We start from the raw sequence: 21,184 nt of genomic DNA on the forward strand, positions 1-21,184 counted from the left end.
AGCCGGACACGGGACGCAGCGCTTCGAGCCATCGTACAGGGTGCTCAGGAGCGCCCTCTACCGAGGCGCTTCCTGGTCCACTCCACGGCGTCGGCGTAGCGCGCCTCGGCGCCGTGCCGGGTCGGGGTGTAGTACTCCCGGTCCCTGAGTTCCTCGGGCGCGTACTGCTGGGCCGCGATGCCCTCGGGCAGGTCGTGGGGATACACGTACCCCTGGGCGTGCCCGAGCTTGGCCGCGCCCTTGTAGTGGCCGTCGCGCAGGTGGGCCGGCACCGGACCGGCGTGTCCCTTGCGGACGTCCTCCAGCGCGGCGCCGATGGCGGTGGTCGCGGCGTTGGACTTGGGGGCCAGCGCGAGGGCGATGGTGGCGTGGCTGAGGGTGAGCGCGGCCTCCGGGAAGCCGATCATCGCGACGGCCTGCGCGGCCGCGACGGCTATGGGCAGCGCGTTCGGGTCGGCGAGGCCGATGTCCTCGCTGGCGGAGATCATCAGGCGGCGGGCGATGAAGCGGGGGTCCTCGCCCGCCTCGATCATCCGGGCGAGGTAGTGCAGGGCGGCGTCCACGTCGGAGCCGCGGATGGACTTGATGAGCGCGCTCGCCACGTCGTAGTGCTGGTCGCCGTCGCGGTCGTACTTCACCGCGGCGCGGTCGACCGTCGCCTCCAGGGTCTGGAGGGTGATCTCCGGCTCACCCTTGTCGAGGGCCGCGCCGGCCGCGGCCTCCAGGGCGGTCAGGGCGCGGCGGGCGTCACCGCCGGCGATGCGCAGCAGATGGTCCTCGGTGTCGCCGGGCAGGGCCACGGAGTCCTTGAGGCCGCGCTCCGAGGCGAGCGCCCGGCGCAGCAGGCCGCGCAGATCGTCGTCGGTGAGGCTTTCGAGGGTCAGCAGGAGGGAGCGGGAGAGCAGCGGCGAGATCACCGAGAAGTACGGGTTCTCGGTGGTCGCGGCGATCAGGGTCACCCAGCGGTTCTCCACGGCCGGGAGCAGCGAGTCCTGCTGGGCCTTGCTGAAGCGGTGGATCTCGTCCAGGAAGAGGACGGTCTCCTTGCCGTAGCCCCCGGCGGCGCGGCGGGCGCCGTCGATGACCGCGCGGACCTCCTTGACGCCCGCGGTGATCGCGGAGAGTTCCACGAAGCGCTTGTCGGTCGCCTTGGAGACGACGTACGCGAGGGTCGTCTTGCCGGTGCCCGGCGGGCCCCAGAGGATCACCGAGGACGGTCCGGCCGGGCCGCCGTCGGCCTCGGCGACCAGTCTGCGCAGGGGCGAGCCCGGCTTCAGCAGATGCTGCTGCCCCACGACCTCGTCGAGGGTGCGCGGGCGCATCCGCACGGCGAGAGGACTGCTGGACGGGTCCTTCTCCTGGCGTTCTTCTGCGGCGGCGGTGAACAGGTCGGGCTCCACGTCCAAAACCCTATGTCACACCACTGACAATCCCCGCCGGGCCGTGGACCGCGGCCTCGGTCGGGGCCGCGACCGGCCCGTCGACGCGCCCGCCCGTCGGCCCGTCAGCCGGTCAGCTCGTCCAGAAGTCCCACCAGCGGGTCAGGATCAGCATGCCGATGATGCCGATGTGCAGCGCCGGCAGGACCCAGGTGAACTCGCCGAAGAAGCCCTTGAGCCAGCCCGGGGCGGGCAGGAAGCCGTTGCGGACGTTGAAGGACGTCACGTACCAGAACATGATGATCGTGGCGACCCAGGCCAGGCTGCACCACAGGCAGAGCGAGTTGATCCGGTACAGCGACTGGAACTGGAGCCAGGTGCAGAACGCGACGCCGAAGAGCGTGCCCGCGTTGAAGGTCAGCCAGTACCAGCGCGGGAAGGTCGCGCGGGCGAGCAGGCTCATGCCGACGCAGATCACGATGCCGTAGGCGACGAGCCCCATCATGGGGTTCGGGAAGCCGAAGGCCGAGGCCTGTTCGCTCTTCATGATGTTGCCGCAGGAGACCACCGGGTTCAGGCTGCAGCCCGGGACGAAGTTCGGGTTCTCCAGCAGCTTGAACTTGTCGATCGTGATGACCCACGCGGCAAGGAGACCGGCCGCGCCCGTGATCACCAGCAGCACCGCGAGGGCGCGGCTGCCGCCGACCGTGCGCGCGGGGGTGGCGGCAGGGCGTTCCTGACCGGTCGGGACGTCCTTGACTGTCGTCTTGTTCATCACGCCGTTTCCGTAGCTTCGAAGGGGCCTGCGGGCAGGCTCATTGTGCCGCACCCGCCCGGCCGCCCACCGTTCGGTGGCCATAAGAAGGTACGCACGGGCGCCCCGGAAGGTTCGGTTCGGGGAGATGCTCTTCCGCATGACAACTCACGCGGAGCGACTCGCGGTGGACGTACGGGGGCTGCGCAAGCAGTACGGGGACGTGACCGCGGTCGACGGCATCGATCTGGGCATCCGGCGGGGCGAGGTGTTCGGCCTGCTCGGACCGAACGGAGCGGGCAAGAGCACCACCGTGGAGATCCTCCAGGGCAACCGCCGGCGGGACGCGGGCGAGGTCTCCGTGCTCGGCTCGGACCCGGAGACGGGCACGCGCGCGTGGCGCTCACGCGTCGGAATCGTCTGGCAGGACGAATCCGCGCCCGCCGAGTTGACGGTGGGCGAGACGGTGCGGCATTTCTCCCGTTATTACCCGAATCCCCGCGACCCCGAGGAAGTCATCGGTCTGGTCGGTCTCGAGGCGAAGGCGGGCAGCAGGATCAAGTCGCTCTCGGGCGGTCAGCGCCGGCGGCTCGACGTGGCCCTCGGAGTGATCGGCGGGCCCGAGCTGCTGCTCCTGGACGAGCCGACCACGGGCTTCGACCCGGCGGCGCGACGGCAGTTCTGGGAGCTGATCCGCAAACTGGCCGACGAGGGCACCACCATCCTGCTGACCACGCACTACCTGGAGGAGGCCGAGGCACTCGCGGACCGGCTGGCGGTCGTCGCGCGGGGCCGCGTCGTCGCCGAGGGCGAACCGGCCGCGCTGCGCGAGCGGTTCGGCAGCGAGGCCACGGTCGCGTGGACGGAGGCCGACGGCAGCCCGCGCAGCGAGCGCACCGGGACGCCCACGAAGACGGTGGCCGACCTCACCCGCCGCTTCGACGGCGAGATCCCGGGACTGCGGGTGAGCCGCCCGACCCTGGAGGACGTCTATCTGCGGCTGACCGGCCAGGAGGACGCGCGATGACCACGACCGAGGTACGACCCGGCACGAAGGACGCGTCCGGCCGGCTGCCCGGCGCCTGGGGGCTGGGACTGCGCCGCGGAGGCCTGGAGCTCAAGCAGTTCTTCCGCCAGCGGGACCAGGTGGTCTTCACCTTCGCCTTCCCGGTGGTCTTCCTGTTCCTGTTCGCGTCGATCTTCAGCAACGACGTGAAGGGCGCGGGCATCACCGCGTCCCAGCTCTACGTCCCCGCGATGATGGCCGCGGGCATCATGTCGACCAGTTTCCAGTCCCTCGGCATCTCGATCGCGATCGAACGGGACGAGAGGGTGCTGCGCCGGCTGCGCGGCACACCGATGCCGCCGGCCGCGTACTTCTTCGGCAAGATATGGCTGGTTCTGGTGACCGGTGCCCTGGAGACGGCGATCCTGCTCGCCGTCGGCACCACGCTGTACGGCGTCGATCTGCCCTCCGACGCCGGCCGGTGGGCGGACTTCGGCTGGATCTTCGTCCTGGGTCTGACGGCCTGCGCCCTGCTCGGCATCGCGATCAGTTCGGTTCCGAAGTCCGGCAAGAGCGCCACCTCGGTGGTCGTCCTGCCCTTCCTCGTCCTCCAGTTCATCTCCGGCGTCTACATATCCGTCGACACCATCCCGGACTGGATGCTGAACATCGGCGCGCTGTTCCCCCTCAAGTGGATGTGCCAGGGGCTGCGCGGGGTGTTCCTGCCCGACTCCGCGAAGGTGCTGGAGCAGGCGGGCGACTGGGAGTTCGGGCGCGTCGCGCTGGTGCTCGGGGCGTGGTGCGTCGGAGGCCTGCTGCTGTGTCTGCTGACCTTCCGCTGGAAGAACCGCCGCGACGGCTGACGGCTCCGGCCGGGCACCCCACCCCAGTGCGGACCCGGACAGGTCCGGTGCCGGGCGAGGACCCGCCCGGTGGGAGGCCCACCGGGCGGGAGCGGCCGGATCAGCCCAGGCGCGCGCGCAGTTCGGACACGATCGCGTCGACCGCGACCGCCGTCTGCTCACCGGACTCCATGTCCTTGAGCTGCACGACGCCCTCGGCGAGGTCCCGCTCACCGGCGACGACCGTGAAGCGGGCCCCGCTGCGGTTCGCGTTCTTCATCGCGCCCTTGAGCCCCTTCGCGCCGTACGAGAAGTCGGCGGCGACACCGGCCCGGCGCAGTTCGGTGACCACGCCGAAGAGCTTCCGGCGGGCCTCCTCCCCGAGCGGCACCGCGAACACGCTGGTGGACGAGGGGAGTTCGAGCTCCACGCCCTCCGCCTCCAGCGCCAGTACCGTGCGGTCGACGCCCAGCGCCCAGCCGACGGACGGCAGCGCGGGGCCGCCGATCATCTCGGACAGCCCGTCGTAACGGCCGCCGCCGCCGACCGCGGACTGCGAGCCGAGGCCGTCGTGCACGAACTCGAAGGTCGTGCGCGTGTAGTAGTCCAGACCGCGCACCAGCTTCGGGTCGTCCTCGAAGGAGACGCCCGCGGCCGTGATCAGGTCGCGCACCTCCTCGTGGTAGGCCTTGCAGGCGTCGCACAGGTAGTCGCGCAGCAGCGGTGCCCCGCCGAGCTGCTTCTGGACGTCCTCGCGCTTGTCGTCGAGCACCCGCAGCGGGTTGATCTCCGCGCGGCGCAGCGTCTCCTCGTCGAGGTCCAGGCCGCGCAGGAAGTCCTGCAGCGCGGCCCGGTAGACGGGACGGCACTCCTTGTCGCCCAGGCTGTTCAGCAGGATGCGGAAGTTCCGCAGGCCCAGCGAGCGGTACGCCTGGTCCGCCAGGATGATGAGCTCGGCGTCGAGCGCCGGGTCCTCGGCTCCGATCGCCTCGGCGCCCACCTGGGAGAAGTGGCGGTAACGGCCCTTCTGGGGACGCTCGTAGCGGTAGTACGAGCCCGAGTACCAGAGCTTGACGGGGAGGTTGCCCGCCTTGTGCAGGTTGGCCTCGAGGGCCGCGCGCAGCACGGAGGCGGTGCCCTCGGGGCGCAGCGCCAGCCTGTCGCCGCCCTTGGTCTCGAAGGCGTACATCTCCTTGGTCACGATGTCGGTGGACTCACCGACACCGCGGGCGAACAGCTCGACGTTCTCGAAACCGGGCGTCTCGATGTAGCCGTAGCCGGAGTTGCGCAGCGGGGCCGCGATGGCCTCGCGGACCGCGAGGTACTTGGCGCTGTCCGGCGGGATGAGGTCGTACGTGCCCTTGGGGGCCCTGAAGGTGCTCACGGAAGTCTTGTCACATTCCTCGTCGTGGAGCGGAGGTCGGGTCCGCTCCCAGGCCGGCCGCCACCTGCCGCAGATACGGGTTGGTGGCGCGCTCCTGGCCGATGGTCGTCTGGGGGCCGTGGCCGGACAGCACCACGGTCGAGTCGTCGAGGGGCAGGCACACGCGGCCCAGCGAGTCGAGCATCTCGTCCATGTCGCCGCCCGGCAGGTCGGTGCGTCCGATGGAGCCGGCGAAGAGCAGATCCCCGGAGAAGAACACGGACGGGATGTCCGCGCTCTCGGGCATCCGGAACGTCACCGACCCCTTCGTATGGCCCGGCGCGTGCGCGACGGAGAGGTCGAGGCCCGCCAGCCTCAGCTCCGCGCCGTCGGTCAGCGTCCGCACGTCGTCGGGCTCCCCCACGGTCAGCTCGCCCATCAGCGGCATGCCGATGGACCGTCCGAGCGCCTTCTCCGGGTCGCTCATCATGTACCGGTCCTCGGGGTGGATCCAGGCCGGAACGTCGTGCGCTCCGCACACCGGGACGACCGAGGCGACATGGTCGATGTGGCCATGGGTCAGGATGACCGCGACGGGCTTGAGCCGATGCTTCTTGAGCGCGTCCTCGACTCCCTGGGCGGCCTGATGGCCCGGGTCGATGATCACGCACTCCTCACCCGCGGCGGGGGCGACCAGGTAACAGTTGGTCCCCCAGGCCCCGGCGGGGAACCCGGCAATGAGCACGATCGTCCTTCGTGGTGGCGTACGCGCTGGTGTCGTACGGGGCGGTTGGCTGTGGATCAGAGCCTACCGGCGCTGCCGATTCCTCAGCGAACCCATATACGGTACGGGGCACACGCGGGTGGTCGGCTCAGGCGACGCACGCGTCCCACTCGACGTACGAGACGCACGAGGAGAATTCCGGTGGTCAGCCAGGAACAGCGGCGGCGTCAGCTCGCCCGGGAGAAGTTCTTGCGACAGCAGCAGCGCCGCACATCCGCTCGACGGAGGACCCAAACCCGCAACGCGGTGATCGCGGCGGTCGTCGGCGTGCTCGTCGCGGGCGGTGCGACGGCCTACGCGACCGGGCTCTTCAAGAGCGACGACAAGAAGGCGAGCGCGGCCGGGGCGACGCCCAGCGCGACGCCGCCGAGCAAGGCGCCCGATCCGTGCGAGAAGCCGGCCGAGGGCAAGGTGAAGTCGCTCACGTGGAAGAAGGAGCCGGCGGTCACCATCGACACGTCCGCCGCGTACTCCATGAAGATGGCGACGACGTGCGGTGACATCGACATCGCCCTCAAGGCGTCCGCCGCCCCGCACACGGTGAACTCGTTCGCCTTCCTCGCGGGCAAGGGCTACTTCGACCACACCAAGTGCCACCGGCTCACCACCAACGGGATCTACGTCCTGCAGTGCGGTGACCCGACGGCCCAGGGCAGCGGCGGTCCCGGCTACACGATTCCGGACGAGAATCTGAAGGACAAGACGCTCAAGGGCAACGTGTACCCGGCGGGCACGATCGCCATGGCCAACACCGGCCAGAAGCACACCGGCGGCAGCCAGTTCTTCCTGGTGTACCAGGACAGTCAGCTTCCGCCCAGCTACACACCGTTCGGAACTATTTCCAAGTCCGGCATGACGGTTCTCAAGAAGATCGCGGCCGCCGGCGAGAGCACGGGCCAGGGCGACGGCGCGCCGAACGCGACGGTCGTCGTCAACAAGCTGACCGTGACGAAATCCTGACCGTACGCTGCTGAATTTCGGTCGCGCGGGATGCGGACAGCCGCCCCGCCGGTCGCCTATGTTGGCCGTGACGAAACTGTGGACGATGCCAGGGGGCTCCGAAGCCCCCCACAGGCATCATGTGGAGGAGGCGCTGTGAGCAGCGACCCGTGGGGCCGCGTCGACGAGACGGGGACCGTGTACGTGCGTACGGCCGACGGCGAGCAGGTCGTCGGATCCTGGCAGGCAGGCACCCCTGATGAGGCGCTGGCCTACTTCGAGCGCAAGTACGAAGGCCTGGTTGTCGAGATCGGCCTCCTCGAAAAGCGAGTGAAGACCACCGACCTGTCGGCGAAGGACGCCCAGACCGCCATCGATCACATCCGCGAGCAGGTGGACGCCCACCACGCGGTCGGTGATCTGGACGCGCTCAAGGTGCGGCTGGACAAGCTCGTCGCGACGGTCGACGCGCGCCGTGAGGAGCGCAAGGTCCAGCGGGCCAAGCAGTCCGACGAGGCGCGGCACGCCAAGGAGGCGCTGGTCGTCGAGGCCGAGGAGCTGGCGCAGAGCGACCAGTGGCGGGCGGCCGGTGAGCGGCTTCGTGCGCTGGTGGACACGTGGAAGGGGCTGCCGCGACTCGACCGCAAGTCGGACGACGAGCTGTGGCACCGCTTCTCGCACGCCCGCTCGGCGTTCTCCAAGCGGCGCAAGGCGCACTTCGCGTCGCTGGACGCGCAGCGCGAGGAGGCCCGCAAGACCAAGGAGAAGCTGGTCGCCGAGGCCGAGTCGCTGTCCGGCTCGTCGGACTGGGGCCCGACGGCGGCCCGCTACCGCGAGCTGATGGCGGACTGGAAGGCCGCGGGCCGCGCCCAGCGCGAGCACGAGGACGACCTGTGGAACCGCTTCCGCGGCGCCCAGGACGTCTTCTTCGCGGCGCGCAGCTCGGTGTTCGCCGAGCGTGACGCGGAGCAGACGGAGAACCTGAAGCTCAAGGAGGAGCTGGCCGAGGAGGCCGAGAAGCTCGTCCCGGTGCAGGACCTGAAGGCGGCCCGTGCGGCCTTCCGTTCCATCAACGAGCGCTGGGAGGCCATCGGCCACGTGCCGCGCGACGCCCGCCCGAAGGTCGAGGGCCGGATGCACGCGGTGGAGCGGGCTCTCCAGGAGTCGGAGGAGACCGAGTGGCGCCGGACGAACCCGGAGGCACGCGCGCGTGCCGAGGGTCTGACCGGTCAGCTCCAGGCCGCCGTCGACAAGCTCCAGGGCCAGATCGAGGCGGCGCGCTCCGCGGGCAACACCGCGAAGGCCGACAAGCTCCAGCGGGAGCTGGACGGCCGTCAGGCGCTGCTGGACCAGGCGCTGAAGGGTCTTCAGGAGTTCGGCGGCTGACACACCGCCGCACCGGCTGACACCCGCCGCACCCATGTGAAGGGGCTCCCGTACGCACCGTACGGGAGCCCCTTCTCATGTCTCCGGCGTCAGGCCTCGGAGGGCCTGCGGGCCGATGTCACGCGGTACACGTCGTAGACGCCCTCGACGCCCCGTACGGCCTTCAGGACGTGTCCCAGGTGCTTGGGGTCGCCCATCTCGAAGGTGAACCGGGAGGTGGCGACACGGTCCCGGGAGGTCTGGACGGCCGCGGACAGGATGTTGACGTGCTGGTCGGACAGGACACGGGTGACGTCCGACAGCAGCCGGGACCGGTCCAGGGCCTCGACCTGTATGGCGACCAGGAAGACCGAGGACTGGGTGGGCGCCCACTCGACCTCGAGGATGCGCTCGGGCTCGCGCGAGAGCGAGTCGACGTTCACGCAGTCGCTGCGGTGGACCGAGACGCCGCTGCCGCGGGTGACGAACCCGATGATCGGGTCGCCCGGCACCGGCGTGCAGCAGCGGGCGAGCTTGACCCACACGTCGTCGACGCCCTTGACGACGACACCCGGGTCGTTGTTGCTGCGCCGCTTGCGGCCGCGGCCCCGCGCCGGGGGTACGGACTCGTCGATCTCCTCGGTGGCCGCCTCCTCGCCGCCGAGTGCCTGCACGAGCTTCTGGACGACGCTCTGGGCGGTGACATGGCCCTCGCCGATCGCCGCGTACAGCGACGAGATGTCGGGGTAGCGCATCTCGTGCGCGAGCGTGACCAGGGAGTCGCCGGTGAGGATCCGCTGGATGGGCAGGTTCTGCTTGCGCATCGCGCGGGCGATGGCGTCCTTGCCGTGCTCGATGGCCTCGTCGCGGCGTTCCTTGGAGAACCACGCGCGGATCTTGTTGCGGGCGCGCGGCGACTTCACGAAGCCGAGCCAGTCGCGGGAGGGGCCCGCGCCGGCCGCCTTGGAGGTGAAGACCTCGACCAGATCGCCGTTGTCCAGGGTGGACTCGAGCGGCACGAGGCGTCCGTTGACCCGTGCCCCTATGGTCCGGTGGCCGACCTCCGTGTGCACCGCGTACGCGAAGTCCACCGGTGTCGCACCGGCCGGAAGCGCTATGACGTCGCCCTTCGGCGTGAAGACGAAGACCTCGTTGCGCGACAGGTCGAAGCGCAGGGACTCCAGGAACTCGCTGGGGTCCTCGGTCTCCTTCTGCCAGTCGAGGAGCTGGCGCAGCCACGCCATGTCGTTGACCGTGTCCTGGCCGGCGCTGCCCTTGGCGGCCCGGGGCACGTCGGTGCGGATCTTGGAGGACCCGGCGACGGTCTCCTGCTTGTACTTCCAGTGCGCGGCGATGCCGTACTCGGCGCGGCGGTGCATGTCGAACGTACGGATCTGGAGTTCGACGGGCTTGCCGTTGGGGCCGATGACCGTCGTGTGCAGCGACTGGTACATGTTGAACTTCGGCATCGCGATGTAGTCCTTGAACCGGCCGGGGACCGGGTTCCATCGCGCGTGCACGGTGCCGAGTGCCGCGTAGCAGTCGCGGACGGTGTCCACGAGGACGCGGATGCCCACCAGGTCGTAGATCTCCGCGAAGTCACGGCCGCGGACGATCATCTTCTGGTAGACGCTGTAGTAGTGCTTCGGGCGGCCGGTGACGGTCGCCTTGATGCGGGCCGCGCGCAGGTCCGACTGGACCTCGTCGGTCACTATGGCGAGGTACTCGTCGCGCTTGGGGGCGCGCTCGGCGACCAGGCGCACGATCTCGTCGTACATCTTGGGGTAGAGGATCGCGAAGGCGAGGTCCTCCAGCTCCCACTTGATGGTGTTCATGCCCAGGCGGTGGGCGAGCGGCGCGTAGATCTCCAGGGTCTCGCGCGCCTTCTTCTCCTGCTTCTCGCGCTTGAGATAGCGCATGGTGCGCATGTTGTGCAGGCGGTCGGCGAGCTTGATGACCAGGACGCGCGGGTCCTTGGCCATCGCGACGACCATCTTGCGCACGGTCTCGGCCTGCGCGGCCTCACCGAACTTGACCTTGTCCAGCTTGGTGACGCCGTCGACGAGGAGGCCGACGGAGTCGCCGAAGTCGCGGCGGAGCTGGTCCAGGCCGTACTCGGTGTCCTCGACCGTGTCGTGCAGGAGACCGGCCATGAGCGTCGCCGGGTCCATGCCCAGCTCGGCGAGGATGGTGGTGACGGCGAGCGGGTGCGTGATGTACGGGTCGCCGCTCTTGCGCTTCTGGCCCCGGTGCCACCGCTCGGCGACCTGGTAGGCCTTCTCGATCTGCCGGAGCGTGGACGTCTCGATCTTGGGGTCGTTGCTGCGCACTATCCGCAGCAGCGGTTCCAGGACGGGGTTGTACGGGTTCGAGCGCTGCACGCCGAGACGGGCGAGGCGGGCCCGGACGCGGTTGGAGGAGCCGCCGGAGCGGGAGGGCTGCGCTGCCGCGGGCCGGACCGCCGGGGTGTTCACGGGCCGCTCGGGCGGGGCCGGTTTGGGGCGCGACGCCTCGGCCGCCGTTCCGTCGGGCGCGGACTGGGCGTGCTCGACCGGCCCGCTCGCTCCGTTCCGTGCGGGCTTCTCCGCAGGGCCCGAGGCGGGCTCGGGCTGGGTGGAGGCGGTTCGCCCCAGGCGTTCCGCGCTGGGGGCGAGTGGCTGGGCCTCGTCTGGCAAGAGGGCTCCTCGTGCGCGATCCGGGTCCCCCGGTCAGGCTCCGGAAACCCCATGGTAGCGATCCTTCGTGCCGGACTCGCTGTCGGCCGCCGGGGGCGGCCTCGTACAGGGGGAACGCCGGAGGCGGGCGCCGGATTCCTCCGGGCCCGCCTCCAGGGTGTCCTACGGGTGCCTCAGGCCTTTCGGGGGCCTGTCCGGGAGCGGACTCCCGGGTGGCGTGCGCGCGGTCCTCAGACCGTCAGCAGCGCCTCCAGGGGAGCTCCTGCCAGGGCCGGCTCCAGACGGCCGCGGCCGCCCAGGAAGCCCAGCTCCATCAGCACGGCGAGGCCCGCGACCTCGGCGCCCGCCCTGCGGATGAGCTGGAGGGATGCCTCGGCGGTGCCGCCGGTGGCGAGGACGTCGTCGACGACGAGGACGCGGTCGGCGCCGCTCAGGTCCTCGGCGTGCACCTCGATCTCGGCGGAGCCGTACTCCAGGTCGTACGCCTGCGACAGGGTCGCTCCGGGGAGCTTGCCCGCCTTGCGCACGGGGATGAAGCCGATGCCCGCGTGGACGGCGACCGGGGCTCCGAGGATGAAGCCGCGCGCCTCCAGACCGACGATCTTGGTGGCGCCGGTGCGCACGGCGATGTCCGCCAGGGCGCCGGTCAGCGCACCGAACGCGGCCGGGTCGGCCAGGAGCGGGGTGATGTCCTTGAACATCACACCCGGCTCCGGGTAGTCGGCCACGTCACGGATGCGGCTGGTCAGCAGCTCCTCGATGCCGGTCATCGGCGCTTCCCCGAGGGACGGCCGCGGCCGCGGGAGCGGGACGCGGGCTGGTTGCGGGGACCGACGACCGCCGGGGTGACGTCGTCCTCGTCGTCCTCGTACGAGGGCTCGGCGGCCTGCGGCTCCAGGGACTCGCCCTTGGCGGCCGCCTGGGCGCGCTTGGCCAGGACCCGCTTGCGCAGGGCCTTCATCTCCGGCTCGCGCTCCTTGAGGTCGGCGACGAGCGGCGTGGCGATGAAGATCGAGGAGTACGCGCCGGCCGCGAGGCCGACGAACAGCGACAGCGAGATGTCGTTGAGCATGCCGGCGCCGAGCACGCCGCCGCCGATGAACAGCAGGCCGGCGACCGGCAGCAGCGCGACCACCGTGGTGTTGATGGAACGCACCAGGGTGCTGTTGATCGAGCGGTCGGCGACGTCGCTGTAGGTCCAGCGGGTCTGCTTGGTGATGCCCTTCGTCTGCTCCTTGAGGCTGTCGAAGACGACGACCGTGTCGTAGAGCGAGTAACCGAGGATCGTGAGCAGACCGATCACGGTGCCCGGGGTGACCTCGAAGCCGACCAGGGCGTAGATGCCGACCGTGATGGTGATGTCGTGGATCAGGGCGACCAGGGCCGCGATGGCCATGCGCCACTCGAAGGCGATCGCCAGGTAGATCACGACGAGGACCATGAAGATCGCCAGGCCCTCCCAGGCCTTGTTGGCGATCTGGTCACCCCAGCTCGGACCGACGAGGTCGGCGTTGATGTCCTCGGGATTGACCTTCAGGTCCGTGGCGAGCTTCTGCTTGATCGCGTCGGACTTGTCGGTGTCGATGCCGGCGATCTGGATGCGCAGGCCGCCGTTGCCGAGCCCCTGGACGACCGCGTCGTGGCCGGAGGCCTCTTCCGCGAACGTCTCGGCCTGAGTCACCGAGACACTGCTCTTCCCGGTGGTGGTGAAGACGGCGCCGCCCTGGAACTCGATGCCCATGTTCAGGCCCCGCACCGTCAGGCCGAGGATGGCCGTGATGGTGATCAGGATCGAGATGCCGTACCAGATCTTGCGCTTGCCGACGAAGTCGTAGCCGATCTCGCCGCGGTGGAGCCGGGCGCCGAGGGTGCCGAGTTTCGACATCTCACGCCTCCTTCGTGTCGACGGGGGCGGACGCGCGACGGGTGCGGCGCAGCGGCGGCTTGGCGCCCAGTCGCTTCGGGTCGAGGCCGGACCAGCGGTGGCCCTCCGCGAAGAACTTCCTGCGGGCCAGGAGGGTCATCAGCGGCTTGGTGAAGAAGAACACCACGACGACGTCGAGCACCGTGGTCAGACCGAGGGTGAACGCGAAGCCCTGGACCTTGCCGACGGTGACGATGAAGAGCACCGCGGCGGCGAGGAACGACACGAAGTCGGAGACCAGGATGGTGCGACGGGCACGCGGCCAGGCGCGCTCGACGGCCGGACGCAGGGTGCGGCCCTCGCGGATCTCGTCACGGATGCGTTCGAAGAACACGATGAACGAGTCCGCCGTGATGCCGATCGCGACGATCGCGCCGCAGACGGCCGGGAGGTTCAGCGCGAAGCCGATGGCCGGGCCGAGCAGCGCCATGAGCACGTACGTGAGGATCGCCGAGACGCCCAGGGAGGCGATGGCGATGACCGACAGGCCCCGGTAGTAGATCACCAGGTAGAGGACGACCAGGGCGAGGCCGATGGCGCCCGCGATCAGACCGGCGTGGAGCTGCTCACCGCCGAGCGCGGCGGTGACCGTGGTGCTGCTGGACTCCTTGAAGCTGAGCGGCAGGGCGCCGTACTTCAGCATGTTGGCCAGGTCCTCGGCCTCGGTCTGGGAGAAGCTGCCGGAGATCTCCGCGCTGCCGCTCAGCGACTGGGCCACCGAGGGGTCCGAGACGACCTGTCCGTCGAGGACGATCGCGAACTGGTTCTGCGGGGGCTGGTTCTGGGCGAGCTTGCCGGTGATGGCGGCGAACTTCTTGGAGCCACCGGACGTGAAGTCCATGGTGACCTTCCAGCCCGCGGCGCTCTGCGTGTCGAAGACCGCGCCGGCCTTCTTGATGTCCGTACCGGCCACCTCGGCCGGGCCGAGGATGTACTTCTGCCACTGGCCGGAGGAGTTCTTGTCCTGGCCGCAGGCCACGGTCGGCTCGGTCGGCTTGGCGCCGGTGCCCGCCGTGGCGCGGACGGCCTTGTCGGTGCAGTCCAGCGCTTCGTACTGGGCCTGGAGCTTGGCGGTGGCGGGGTCCACGCTCGCGGACGGCGAGGCGCTCGTGGAGGGCGAGGCCGAGGAGCTGGGGGTGCCGCTCGCGGACGGCGACGAGCCCGCCTTCAGGGCGTCACTGACCACGCGGCCCTGGGTGGTGGCGGACGCGGACGGCGTCGCGGAGGACGAGGAGGACGAGGTCGCCTTGTCCCCGGCCTTGCCGGAGGAGCTGCTGGAGGCGCTCGGCGACGGGCTGGACGACGCCGCGGCACCGGAGACGTCCGTGGTCAGCACGGGGCGGAAGTACAGCTTGGCGGTGGTGCCGACCTGCTTGCGGGCCTGCTCGGAGTTCGTGCCCTTGGGGATGTTGACAATGATGTTGTCGGAACCCTGGGTCTGAACCTCGGCCTCGGAGACACCGAGCCCATTGACACGGCGGTTCATGATGTCGACCGCGGTGTCCATGTTGGTCTTGTTGATCGCGTTGGGCTGACCCGGCTCGTTCTTCGCCGTGAGCGTGATGCTCGTGCCGCCGGCGAGGTCGATGCCGAGACGCGGAGTGGTCTGCCCGGAGGCGAACATCCCTCCGGTGAGCGCCGCGATGGCGATCAGGATCAGGGCCAGCGAGCGCCCCGGCCTGCTCTGGGCGCTCGCGCTCCGGCCCTTCTTCGGTGCTGCCACCTTCTCGTACTCCCTCTCGGGCCGCCCTGCGCCGGGTGAGCGCGTGGACGGCCATGCCATGGTGTCGGGACTCCGTGCGAGAACAGCACGTCCCGGGAGGTGTGGGGCGCGAGCGGATCGCGCCGGGCTCCCGGGTCGTGACTACTTCGCGCCGGCCTCGCCGTCGGTCTTCTTCGGCTCCGCCTCGTCGGCGACGGGCTCGTCGGCCTTCGTCTCGACGACGGCGTCGGCCGGCTTGTCGCCCAGGTCCTTCTTGCCGAGGTCGAGGGGCTTGTCGTCGGAGGCGTCGGAAGAGGCGTCGGCGGCGGGCTCGTCGGTCTCGGTGAGGGAGGAGGCGTCGTCCGGCACGACGGTGCCGTCGGCCTTCAGGTCGTGCTCGATGCCGTGCACGATGCGGTTGTACTCGTCGTCCGTGAGGACGGCGCCGATCGCGTTCTTCGCGAAGAGCAGGTCGACACCCGGGCCGGCGTCGAGGAGGACCGTGTCGTCGTTGACCTCCTTGACAGTGGCGTACATACCGCCGATCGTGCGCACGCCGGAGCCGGGCTGGAGCTCGTTGCGCATGGAAGCCGCCTGCTGCTGCTTCTTCTTGGCCGACCGGGTCATCAGGAACATGGCCCCGATGAGCACGATGAACGGGAGGAGGGTCACGAGACTCACGGGTCGGAACTTCCTTCTTCGACCGCACCAGGTGAGCGGCCTGCTGGATGGGGGTATGTATGGGGGGTGTCTGCCGTCGACAAGGGCGGCATCGGCGGAGTCTAAGCGAGTCCGCACTCAGGGAACAACGCTCAGCATGGCACCGGGGTTCCTGCCCCGGTGCGTACGCACGCCGTCACGCCCCGAACAGGTCCTCTTGTCCGTTTCCGCCGGTCGACCGGCGGGGCGGCGTGAGGCCGAGATGTGCCCATGCCGCGGGTGTCGCCACCCGGCCACGGGGAGTGCGGGCGAGGAGTCCCTCTCGTACGAGGAAGGGCTCGGCGACCTCTTCCACGGTCTCACGCTCCTCCCCCACAGCGACAGAGAGTGTGGACAATCCGACAGGTCCGCCGCCGAAAAGCTTGATCAGGGCTTCGAGGACCCCGCGGTCGAGCCGGTCCAGACCGCGCGCGTCGACCTCGTAGACCTTCAGGGCCGCCGCGGCGATCTCCCGGGTGATGATCCCGTCCGCCCTGACCTGCGCGTAGTCGCGTACGCGGCGCAGCAGGCGGTTGGCGATACGGGGCGTGCCGCGGGAGCGGCCGGCGATCTCCGCGGCTCCCTCGGCGCCGATCTCCACGTCCAGGAGGCCGGCGGAGCGGTGGACGACGCGCTCCAGCTCGGCGGGTTCGTAGAACTCCATGTGCGCGGTGAAGCCGAAGCGGTCGCGCAGCGGCGGGGGCAGGAGTCCCGCGCGGGTGGTGGCGCCGACCAGGGTGAACGGGGGCAGTTCCAGCGGGATGGCGGTGGCGCCGGGGCCCTTGCCGACGATGACGTCGACGCGGAAGTCCTCCATCGCCATGTAGAGCATCTCCTCGGCGGGCCGGGACATGCGGTGGATCTCGTCGAGGAAGAGGACCTCGCCCTCCTGGAGGGAGGAGAGGATCGCGGCGAGGTCTCCGGCGTGCTGGATCGCGGGGCCGCTGGTGATGCGGATGGGGGCGCCCATCTCGGCCGCGATGATCATGGAGAGGGTGGTCTTGCCGAGGCCGGGTGCGCCGGAGAGCAGGACGTGGTCGGCGGTGGCCCCCCGCGCGCGGGCCGCCCGCAGGACCAGGTCGAGCTGTTCGCGCACCTTCTCCTGGCCGATGAACTCGTCCAGGTCCTTGGGGCGCAGCGCGGCCTCGACGGCCTGGTCCTCGCCGTCGGCGACCGGGCGCACCAGCCGGTCGTCGGCGGGTCCGACGAGCCGCTCGCCGGCGGCTTCGTCTGTCGTGTCGTCCCAGTTCATCGGTGGTGCCTCGCGGTCTCGTGGTGGTGGGGCGGTCGGCGGTGACCCGGGCGCGGGCCGCTCCGGGGCACGCGGCCGGCCCGGGGGCCGGGGCCGTTCAGCGTGCTCGGTTCAGGGTCTGCAGGGCGGCGCGCAGGAGCTGGCCCACCTGCGGGGTTCCCTCGGCGGCCTCGGCCTGCGGGGCGACGGCGGCGACCGCCTCGTCGGCCTCGCGGGTCGCGTACCCGAGGCCGACGAGCGCGGCGTGGAGCTGGTCGCGCCAGCTCGCGGTGACCGGCGTGCCGATGGCCGGGCCGCCGGGACCGAGCGGTTCGCCGAGCCGGTCCTTGAGGTCCAGCAGCAGCTTCTGGGCGCCCTTCTTGCCGATCCCGGGGACGGCGATGAGCGCCTTCTCGTCACCGGTGGACACCGCGCGGCGCAGGGCGTCGGGGGTGTGCACGGCGAGCATCGCCTGGGCGAGACGCGGGCCCACTCCGCTGGCGGTCTGGAGCAGCTCGAAGACCTGGCGCTCGTCGTCGTCGGCGAAGCCGTACAGCGTCAGGGAGTCCTCGCGGACGACCAGGGAGGTGGCGAGCTTGGCCTGCTGTCCGGTGCGGAGCCCGGCGAGCGTGCCCGGGGTGCAGTGGACGGAGATGCCGATTCCGCCGACCTCGACGACCGCGGAGTCGGGGGCGAGGGCGGCGACCGGGCCGCTGACGAAGGCGATCATGCGGTACGGCCTTTCGATGCTGGGTTCCGGGCCTGCGCGGCGGCGGCCCGCTGGAGTCTGTTCTGCGCGACGGCCCGGTCGGGCGCGATCAGCGCGGCGGCCTGCTGGAGTCTGTTCTGGGCCGGGGCGCGCCAGATGTGGCAGATGGCGAGCGCGAGGGCGTCCGCCGCGTCGGCGGGCTTGGGCGGCGCGGAGAGCCGGAGCAGGCGGGTGACCATCGCGCCGACCTGGGCCTTGTCCGCGCGGCCGCTGCCGGTGACGGCGGCCTTGACCTCACTCGGGGTGTGCAGCGCGACGGGGATGCCACGGCGGGCCGCGCAGAGCATGGCGACGGCGCTGGCCTGGGCGGTGCCCATCACGGTCCGGACGTTGTGCTGGCTGAACACCCGCTCCACGGCGACGAATTCGGGTTCGTACTCGTCGAGCCACTGCTCGATGCCCTGCTCGACGGCGACCAGGCGCAGGCCGAGCTCGGCGTCCGCCGGGGTGCGGACGACTCCGACGCCGCGCATGGTCAGGGGCCGCCCGGCGACTCCCTCGACCACCCCGACACCGCATCGGGTCAACCCGGGGTCAACACCCAGCACCCGCACCCGGGCCTCCTTCGAACTCGCCGGTCGTCGCTGGGGGTCTCCCCAGTTCGTGCAGGCTATCGGGTGCCACTGACAGAGCGACGGGCCGACGGGGGGTGTCCCGTCGGCCCGTCGCTTCGTGCAAGCCCCAGGTCAGGCGTCGACCTTCTCCATGACCTCGTCGCTGACGTCGAAGTTGGCGAAGACGTTCTGCACGTCGTCGCTGTCCTCCAGCGCGTCGATCAGCTTGAAGATCTTCCGCGCGCCCTCCTCGTCGAGCTCGACCTGCATGGTCGGGACGAAGTTGGCGTCGGCGGAGTCGTAGTCGATGCCGGCGCTCTGGAGCGCGGTGCGGACCGCGACCAGGTCGGTGGCCTCGGACAGGACCTCGAAGCTCTCGCCGAGGTCGTTGACCTCCTCGGCGCCCGCGTCGAGCACGGCGCCCAGGACGTCGTCCTCGGTCAGTTCACCCTTGGGGACGACGATGACGCCCTTGCGGTTGAAGAGGTACGACACCGAGCCGGGGTCGGCCATGCTGCCGCCGTTGCGGGTCATGGCGACACGCACGTCGGAGGCGGCGCGGTTGCGGTTGTCGGTGAGGCACTCGATGAGCACCGCGACACCGTTCGGGCCGTAGCCCTCGTACATGATCGTCTCGTAGTCGGCGCCACCGGCCTCGAGACCGGCGCCGCGCTTGACCGCGGAGTCGATGTTCTTGTTCGGGACCGAGCTCTTCTTCGCCTTCTGGATGGCGTCGAACAGCGTCGGGTTGCCGGACACGTCGGCGCCGCCCGTACGGGCCGCGACCTCGATGTTCTTGATCATCTTCGCGAAGAGCTTGCCGCGCTTGGCGTCGATCACGGCCTTCTTGTGCTTCGTCGTAGCCCATTTAGAGTGGCCGGACATCTGCCTGTCTCCTTCGCGTAACCCAACCTGTACGGACTCCCCCAGGCGTCGAGAGCCTGGGAAGACCCCACAGATCCTACAAGGACGCCGGTGTCCGGTTCGCGCGCACCATGTCGACGAACAAACCGTGCACGCGGTGGTCGCCCGTCAGTTCCGGGTGGAACGACGTGGCGAGCGCGTTTCCCTGGCGTACGGCGACGATGTGGCCGCCGTGCTCGGCGAGCACCTCGGCCTCGGCTCCCACGGACTCGACCCAGGGTGCGCGGATGAAGACGCCCTCTACAGGATCGCCCTCGACGCCCCGGACGTCGACCGCCGCCTCGAAGGACTCGTTCTGCCGTCCGAAGGCGTTGCGGCGCACGATCATGTCGATGCCGCCGATGGTCTCCTGGCCCGAGCGCGGGTCGAGGATCTTGTCGGCGAGCATGATCATGCCCGCGCAGGTGCCGTAGACGGGCATGCCGGCGCGGACCCGCGCGCGCAGCGGCTCCATCACTCCGAAGAGGACCGCGAGCTTCGAGATGGTGGTGGACTCGCCGCCGGGTATGACGAGGCCGTCGATCTCGGCGAGCTCCTCGGGGCGCCGCACCGGCCTGGCCACGGCGTCCGCCGCGGCCAGGGCGATGAGGTGCTCCCGTACGTCGCCCTGGAGAGCCAGGACGCCAATGACAGGAGTGGTCATGTGACTACCAGCCGCGGTTGGCGTAGCGCTCGGTCTCGGGGAGCGTGTCGCAGTTGATGCCGACCATGGCCTCGCCGAGGTTGCGGGACGCGTCCGCGATGATCTTCGGGTCGTCGTAGAAGGTGGTGGCCTTCACGATGGCGGCGGCGCGCTTGGCCGGGTCGCCGGACTTGAAGATGCCGGAGCCGACGAAGACGCCCTCGGCACCGAGCTGGCGCATGAGCGCGGCGTCGGCGGGGGTGGCGACACCACCGGCGGAGAACAGCACGACCGGCAGCTTGCCGAGCTCGGCGACCTCCTTGACGAGCTCGTAGGGGGCGCGCAGGTCCTTGGCGGCGGCGTACAGCTCGTTGTTGTCGAAGCCGCGCAGGCGGGCGATCTCGTTCTTGATCTGACGCAGGTGGCGCACGGCCTCGACGACGTTGCCGGTGCCGGCCTCGCCCTTGGAGCGGATCATCGCCGCGCCCTCGGCGATACGGCGCAGGGCCTCGCCCAGGTTGGTGGCGCCACAAACGAAGGGCGTGGTGAACGCGAACTTGTCGGAGTGGTTGACCTCGTCGGCCGGGGTGAGGACCTCGGACTCGTCGATGTAGTCGACGCCGAGGGACTGCAGGACCTGGGCCTCGACGAAGTGGCCGATGCGGGACTTGGCCATCACCGGGATCGAGACCGCCTCGATGATCTCCTCGATCATGTTCGGGTCCGACATCCGGGCGACTCCGCCGTCCTTGCGGATGTCGGCGGGGACCCGCTCCAGGGCCATGACGGCCACGGCGCCGGCGTCCTCGGCGATCTTCGCCTGCTCCGCGTTGACGACGTCCATGATCACGCCGCCCTTGAGCTGCTCGGCCATGCCGCGCTTGACGCGGGCGGTACCGATCGCGGTGTTCTCGGCGGAGTTGGGGAGGGTGCTGGACACGGGTTGACCTCACTCGGGGAAAGAGGATTTCTGCAGCTCCGAGGAAACGCGACGCGACCAGGCCACTGCAAGGGCCAATGAGGAGGCGGTGGATCGTTTTCCTGGCCGCCCTCCCGTGTCCATCAGTTCGTCGGGCGGTCCGCCAGGGCCGTCGGGGGCTCGTCGTCCATCTCGAAGGCCATGGGGAACGGGGCGTGGCCGGCGAGGCGGAACCAGCGGACCTTGCGGTGCCGGCGCAGGGCGCGGGCGGCGCGTACGGCGTCGTTGTGGAAGCGCCGCGCCATCGGCACCCGGCGCACGGCCTGGGCCAGTTCACCGGCCGCCTCCTCGCCACCGGGCACCTCGCGTACCGCCTCGACCTGCTGGGTCTCCCCGAAGACCGCCCGCAGGGCCTGGCTCAGCTCGCTCTCGGCCACCTCGCGCTGCTCCTCCTCGGCCTGCCGGGCCGCGTGCGCCGCCTCGTAGAGCACGATCGAGGCGGCCGGGTCGAGCACCCCGGAGGTGGCCAGTTCCTGTGCCACGGAGGCCCGGCGCAGCAACTGAGCGTCGAGGGCGGCGCGGGCGGCGTCGATACGGGCGTGCAGCCGGTCGAGACGCCCGGCGGTCCAGCTCAGGTAGAGGCCGATCACGACGAGGCCGACGAGGATCCAGATCAGGGTTGCGGTCACGGGCCGCAAGGCTACCCGTGCCGATCACCGCCCCACCGGGGCCC

At 70.4% G+C, this 21,184-nt stretch carries 20 protein-coding genes; 4 read left to right on the plus strand and 16 right to left on the minus strand.

Annotated features, from left to right (window positions below; genetic code table 11):
* Nucleotides 1-44: 44 nt before the first annotated feature.
* A complete protein-coding gene (locus tag ACFRIC_RS23520) occupies nt 45-1,400 on the minus strand; it encodes a replication-associated recombination protein A (RefSeq protein ID WP_382788824.1) in 1,356 nt (451 codons plus the stop codon).
* 112 nt (nt 1,401-1,512) lie between these two features.
* Complete coding sequence (locus tag ACFRIC_RS23525; RefSeq protein ID WP_382788827.1) at nt 1,513-2,157, minus strand: vitamin K epoxide reductase family protein; 645 nt, start codon at nt 2,155-2,157, stop codon at nt 1,513-1,515.
* A 136-nt stretch (nt 2,158-2,293) separates the two neighbouring features.
* On the opposite strand from ACFRIC_RS23525, the gene ACFRIC_RS23530 reads away from it, so the two are divergent.
* Together ACFRIC_RS23530 and ACFRIC_RS23535 are read left to right on the plus strand one after the other, a co-directional pair.
* Entirely contained in the window at nt 2,294-3,160 is an 867-nt protein-coding gene (locus ACFRIC_RS23530; RefSeq protein ID WP_382788830.1) for an ATP-binding cassette domain-containing protein, read from the plus strand.
* Nucleotides 3,157-4,002, plus strand: coding sequence for an ABC transporter permease (locus tag ACFRIC_RS23535; protein WP_382788833.1), 846 nt, complete (start codon nt 3,157-3,159; stop codon nt 4,000-4,002). The genes ACFRIC_RS23530 and ACFRIC_RS23535 overlap by 4 nt, the downstream gene beginning before the upstream one ends.
* Nucleotides 4,003-4,102: 100 nt before the next feature.
* On the opposite strand, the gene hisS is transcribed toward ACFRIC_RS23535, so the two are convergent.
* Nucleotides 4,103-5,365 (minus strand): histidine--tRNA ligase, encoded by a 1,263-nt coding sequence (gene hisS / locus ACFRIC_RS23540; RefSeq protein ID WP_382788836.1) that lies wholly within the window; start codon nt 5,363-5,365, stop codon nt 4,103-4,105.
* 10 nt (nt 5,366-5,375) lie between these two features.
* A complete protein-coding gene (locus tag ACFRIC_RS23545) occupies nt 5,376-6,089 on the minus strand; it encodes an MBL fold metallo-hydrolase (protein WP_382788838.1) in 714 nt (237 codons plus the stop codon).
* Nucleotides 6,090-6,269: 180 nt separating this feature from the next.
* Between ACFRIC_RS23545 and ACFRIC_RS23550 the strand changes: the two genes are divergently transcribed.
* Together ACFRIC_RS23550 and ACFRIC_RS23555 are read left to right on the plus strand one after the other, a co-directional pair.
* The gene (locus ACFRIC_RS23550) at nt 6,270-7,088 is read left to right on the plus strand and encodes a peptidylprolyl isomerase (RefSeq protein ID WP_382788841.1); all 819 of its coding nucleotides are present in this window, start codon (nt 6,270-6,272) and stop codon (nt 7,086-7,088) included.
* A gap of 135 nt (nt 7,089-7,223) precedes the next feature.
* Nucleotides 7,224-8,453 (plus strand): DUF349 domain-containing protein, encoded by a 1,230-nt coding sequence (locus tag ACFRIC_RS23555; protein WP_382788843.1) that lies wholly within the window; start codon nt 7,224-7,226, stop codon nt 8,451-8,453.
* A gap of 89 nt (nt 8,454-8,542) precedes the next feature.
* Here the strand turns inward: ACFRIC_RS23555 and ACFRIC_RS23560 are convergent, their stop codons facing one another.
* The 12 genes from ACFRIC_RS23560 to ACFRIC_RS23615 form a co-directional block, all read right to left on the minus strand.
* A complete protein-coding gene (locus ACFRIC_RS23560; protein ID WP_382788846.1) occupies nt 8,543-11,107 on the minus strand; it encodes a RelA/SpoT family protein in 2,565 nt (854 codons plus the stop codon).
* A 230-nt stretch (nt 11,108-11,337) separates the two neighbouring features.
* On the minus strand, nt 11,338-11,877 hold the full coding sequence (locus ACFRIC_RS23565; protein WP_382788848.1) for an adenine phosphoribosyltransferase: 540 nt from the start codon (nt 11,875-11,877) through the stop codon (nt 11,338-11,340).
* Nucleotides 11,874-12,992 carry a protein translocase subunit SecF gene (secF, locus tag ACFRIC_RS23570; RefSeq protein ID WP_382788851.1) on the minus strand — a complete coding sequence of 373 codons (1,119 nt, stop codon included), beginning with the start codon at nt 12,990-12,992 and terminating at the stop codon, nt 11,874-11,876. Before secF ends, ACFRIC_RS23565 begins: the two co-directional genes overlap by 4 nt.
* Before the next feature lies 1 nt (nt 12,993).
* Entirely contained in the window at nt 12,994-14,754 is a 1,761-nt protein-coding gene (gene secD, locus ACFRIC_RS23575; protein ID WP_382788853.1) for a protein translocase subunit SecD, read from the minus strand.
* A gap of 141 nt (nt 14,755-14,895) precedes the next feature.
* Nucleotides 14,896-15,414 (minus strand): preprotein translocase subunit YajC, encoded by a 519-nt coding sequence (yajC, locus tag ACFRIC_RS23580; RefSeq protein ID WP_382788856.1) that lies wholly within the window; start codon nt 15,412-15,414, stop codon nt 14,896-14,898.
* A 175-nt stretch (nt 15,415-15,589) separates the two neighbouring features.
* Complete coding sequence (ruvB, locus tag ACFRIC_RS23585) at nt 15,590-16,684, minus strand: Holliday junction branch migration DNA helicase RuvB (protein WP_382788859.1); 1,095 nt, start codon at nt 16,682-16,684, stop codon at nt 15,590-15,592.
* Nucleotides 16,685-16,781: 97 nt separating this feature from the next.
* On the minus strand, nt 16,782-17,393 hold the full coding sequence (gene ruvA / locus ACFRIC_RS23590) for a Holliday junction branch migration protein RuvA (protein WP_382788862.1): 612 nt from the start codon (nt 17,391-17,393) through the stop codon (nt 16,782-16,784).
* The gene (gene ruvC, locus ACFRIC_RS23595; RefSeq protein ID WP_382788865.1) at nt 17,390-17,986 is read right to left on the minus strand and encodes a crossover junction endodeoxyribonuclease RuvC; all 597 of its coding nucleotides are present in this window, start codon (nt 17,984-17,986) and stop codon (nt 17,390-17,392) included. Before ruvC ends, ruvA begins: the two co-directional genes overlap by 4 nt.
* Before the next feature lie 132 nt (nt 17,987-18,118).
* Nucleotides 18,119-18,871, minus strand: coding sequence for a YebC/PmpR family DNA-binding transcriptional regulator (locus ACFRIC_RS23600; protein WP_382788867.1), 753 nt, complete (start codon nt 18,869-18,871; stop codon nt 18,119-18,121).
* 76 nt (nt 18,872-18,947) lie between these two features.
* Nucleotides 18,948-19,553 (minus strand): pyridoxal 5'-phosphate synthase glutaminase subunit PdxT, encoded by a 606-nt coding sequence (gene pdxT, locus ACFRIC_RS23605; protein ID WP_382788870.1) that lies wholly within the window; start codon nt 19,551-19,553, stop codon nt 18,948-18,950.
* 4 nt (nt 19,554-19,557) lie between these two features.
* Nucleotides 19,558-20,472 (minus strand): pyridoxal 5'-phosphate synthase lyase subunit PdxS, encoded by a 915-nt coding sequence (pdxS, locus tag ACFRIC_RS23610; RefSeq protein ID WP_037621192.1) that lies wholly within the window; start codon nt 20,470-20,472, stop codon nt 19,558-19,560.
* Between the two features lie 122 nt (nt 20,473-20,594).
* Nucleotides 20,595-21,140 carry a hypothetical protein gene (locus tag ACFRIC_RS23615; protein WP_382788873.1) on the minus strand — a complete coding sequence of 182 codons (546 nt, stop codon included), beginning with the start codon at nt 21,138-21,140 and terminating at the stop codon, nt 20,595-20,597.
* Nucleotides 21,141-21,184 lie beyond the last annotated feature (44 nt).

This window comes from Streptomyces sp. NPDC056738, from assembly GCF_042790435.1.
GTDB lineage: Bacteria > Actinomycetota > Actinomycetes > Streptomycetales > Streptomycetaceae > Streptomyces.

Coding starts and splice junctions, on each gene's coding strand:
- ACFRIC_RS23530 (WP_382788830.1), top strand. CDS start 2,294: ATGACAACTCACGCGGAGCGACTCGCGGTGGACGTACGGGGGCTGCGC.
- ACFRIC_RS23535 (WP_382788833.1), top strand. CDS start 3,157: ATGACCACGACCGAGGTACGACCCGGCACGAAGGACGCGTCCGGCCGG.
- ACFRIC_RS23565 (WP_382788848.1), bottom strand. CDS start 11,877: ATGACCGGCATCGAGGAGCTGCTGACCAGCCGCATCCGTGACGTGGCC.
- secF (WP_382788851.1), bottom strand. CDS start 12,992: ATGTCGAAACTCGGCACCCTCGGCGCCCGGCTCCACCGCGGCGAGATC.
- ruvB (WP_382788859.1), bottom strand. CDS start 16,684: ATGAACTGGGACGACACGACAGACGAAGCCGCCGGCGAGCGGCTCGTC.
- ruvA (WP_382788862.1), bottom strand. CDS start 17,393: ATGATCGCCTTCGTCAGCGGCCCGGTCGCCGCCCTCGCCCCCGACTCC.
- ACFRIC_RS23600 (WP_382788867.1), bottom strand. CDS start 18,871: ATGTCCGGCCACTCTAAATGGGCTACGACGAAGCACAAGAAGGCCGTG.
- pdxT (WP_382788870.1), bottom strand. CDS start 19,553: ATGACCACTCCTGTCATTGGCGTCCTGGCTCTCCAGGGCGACGTACGG.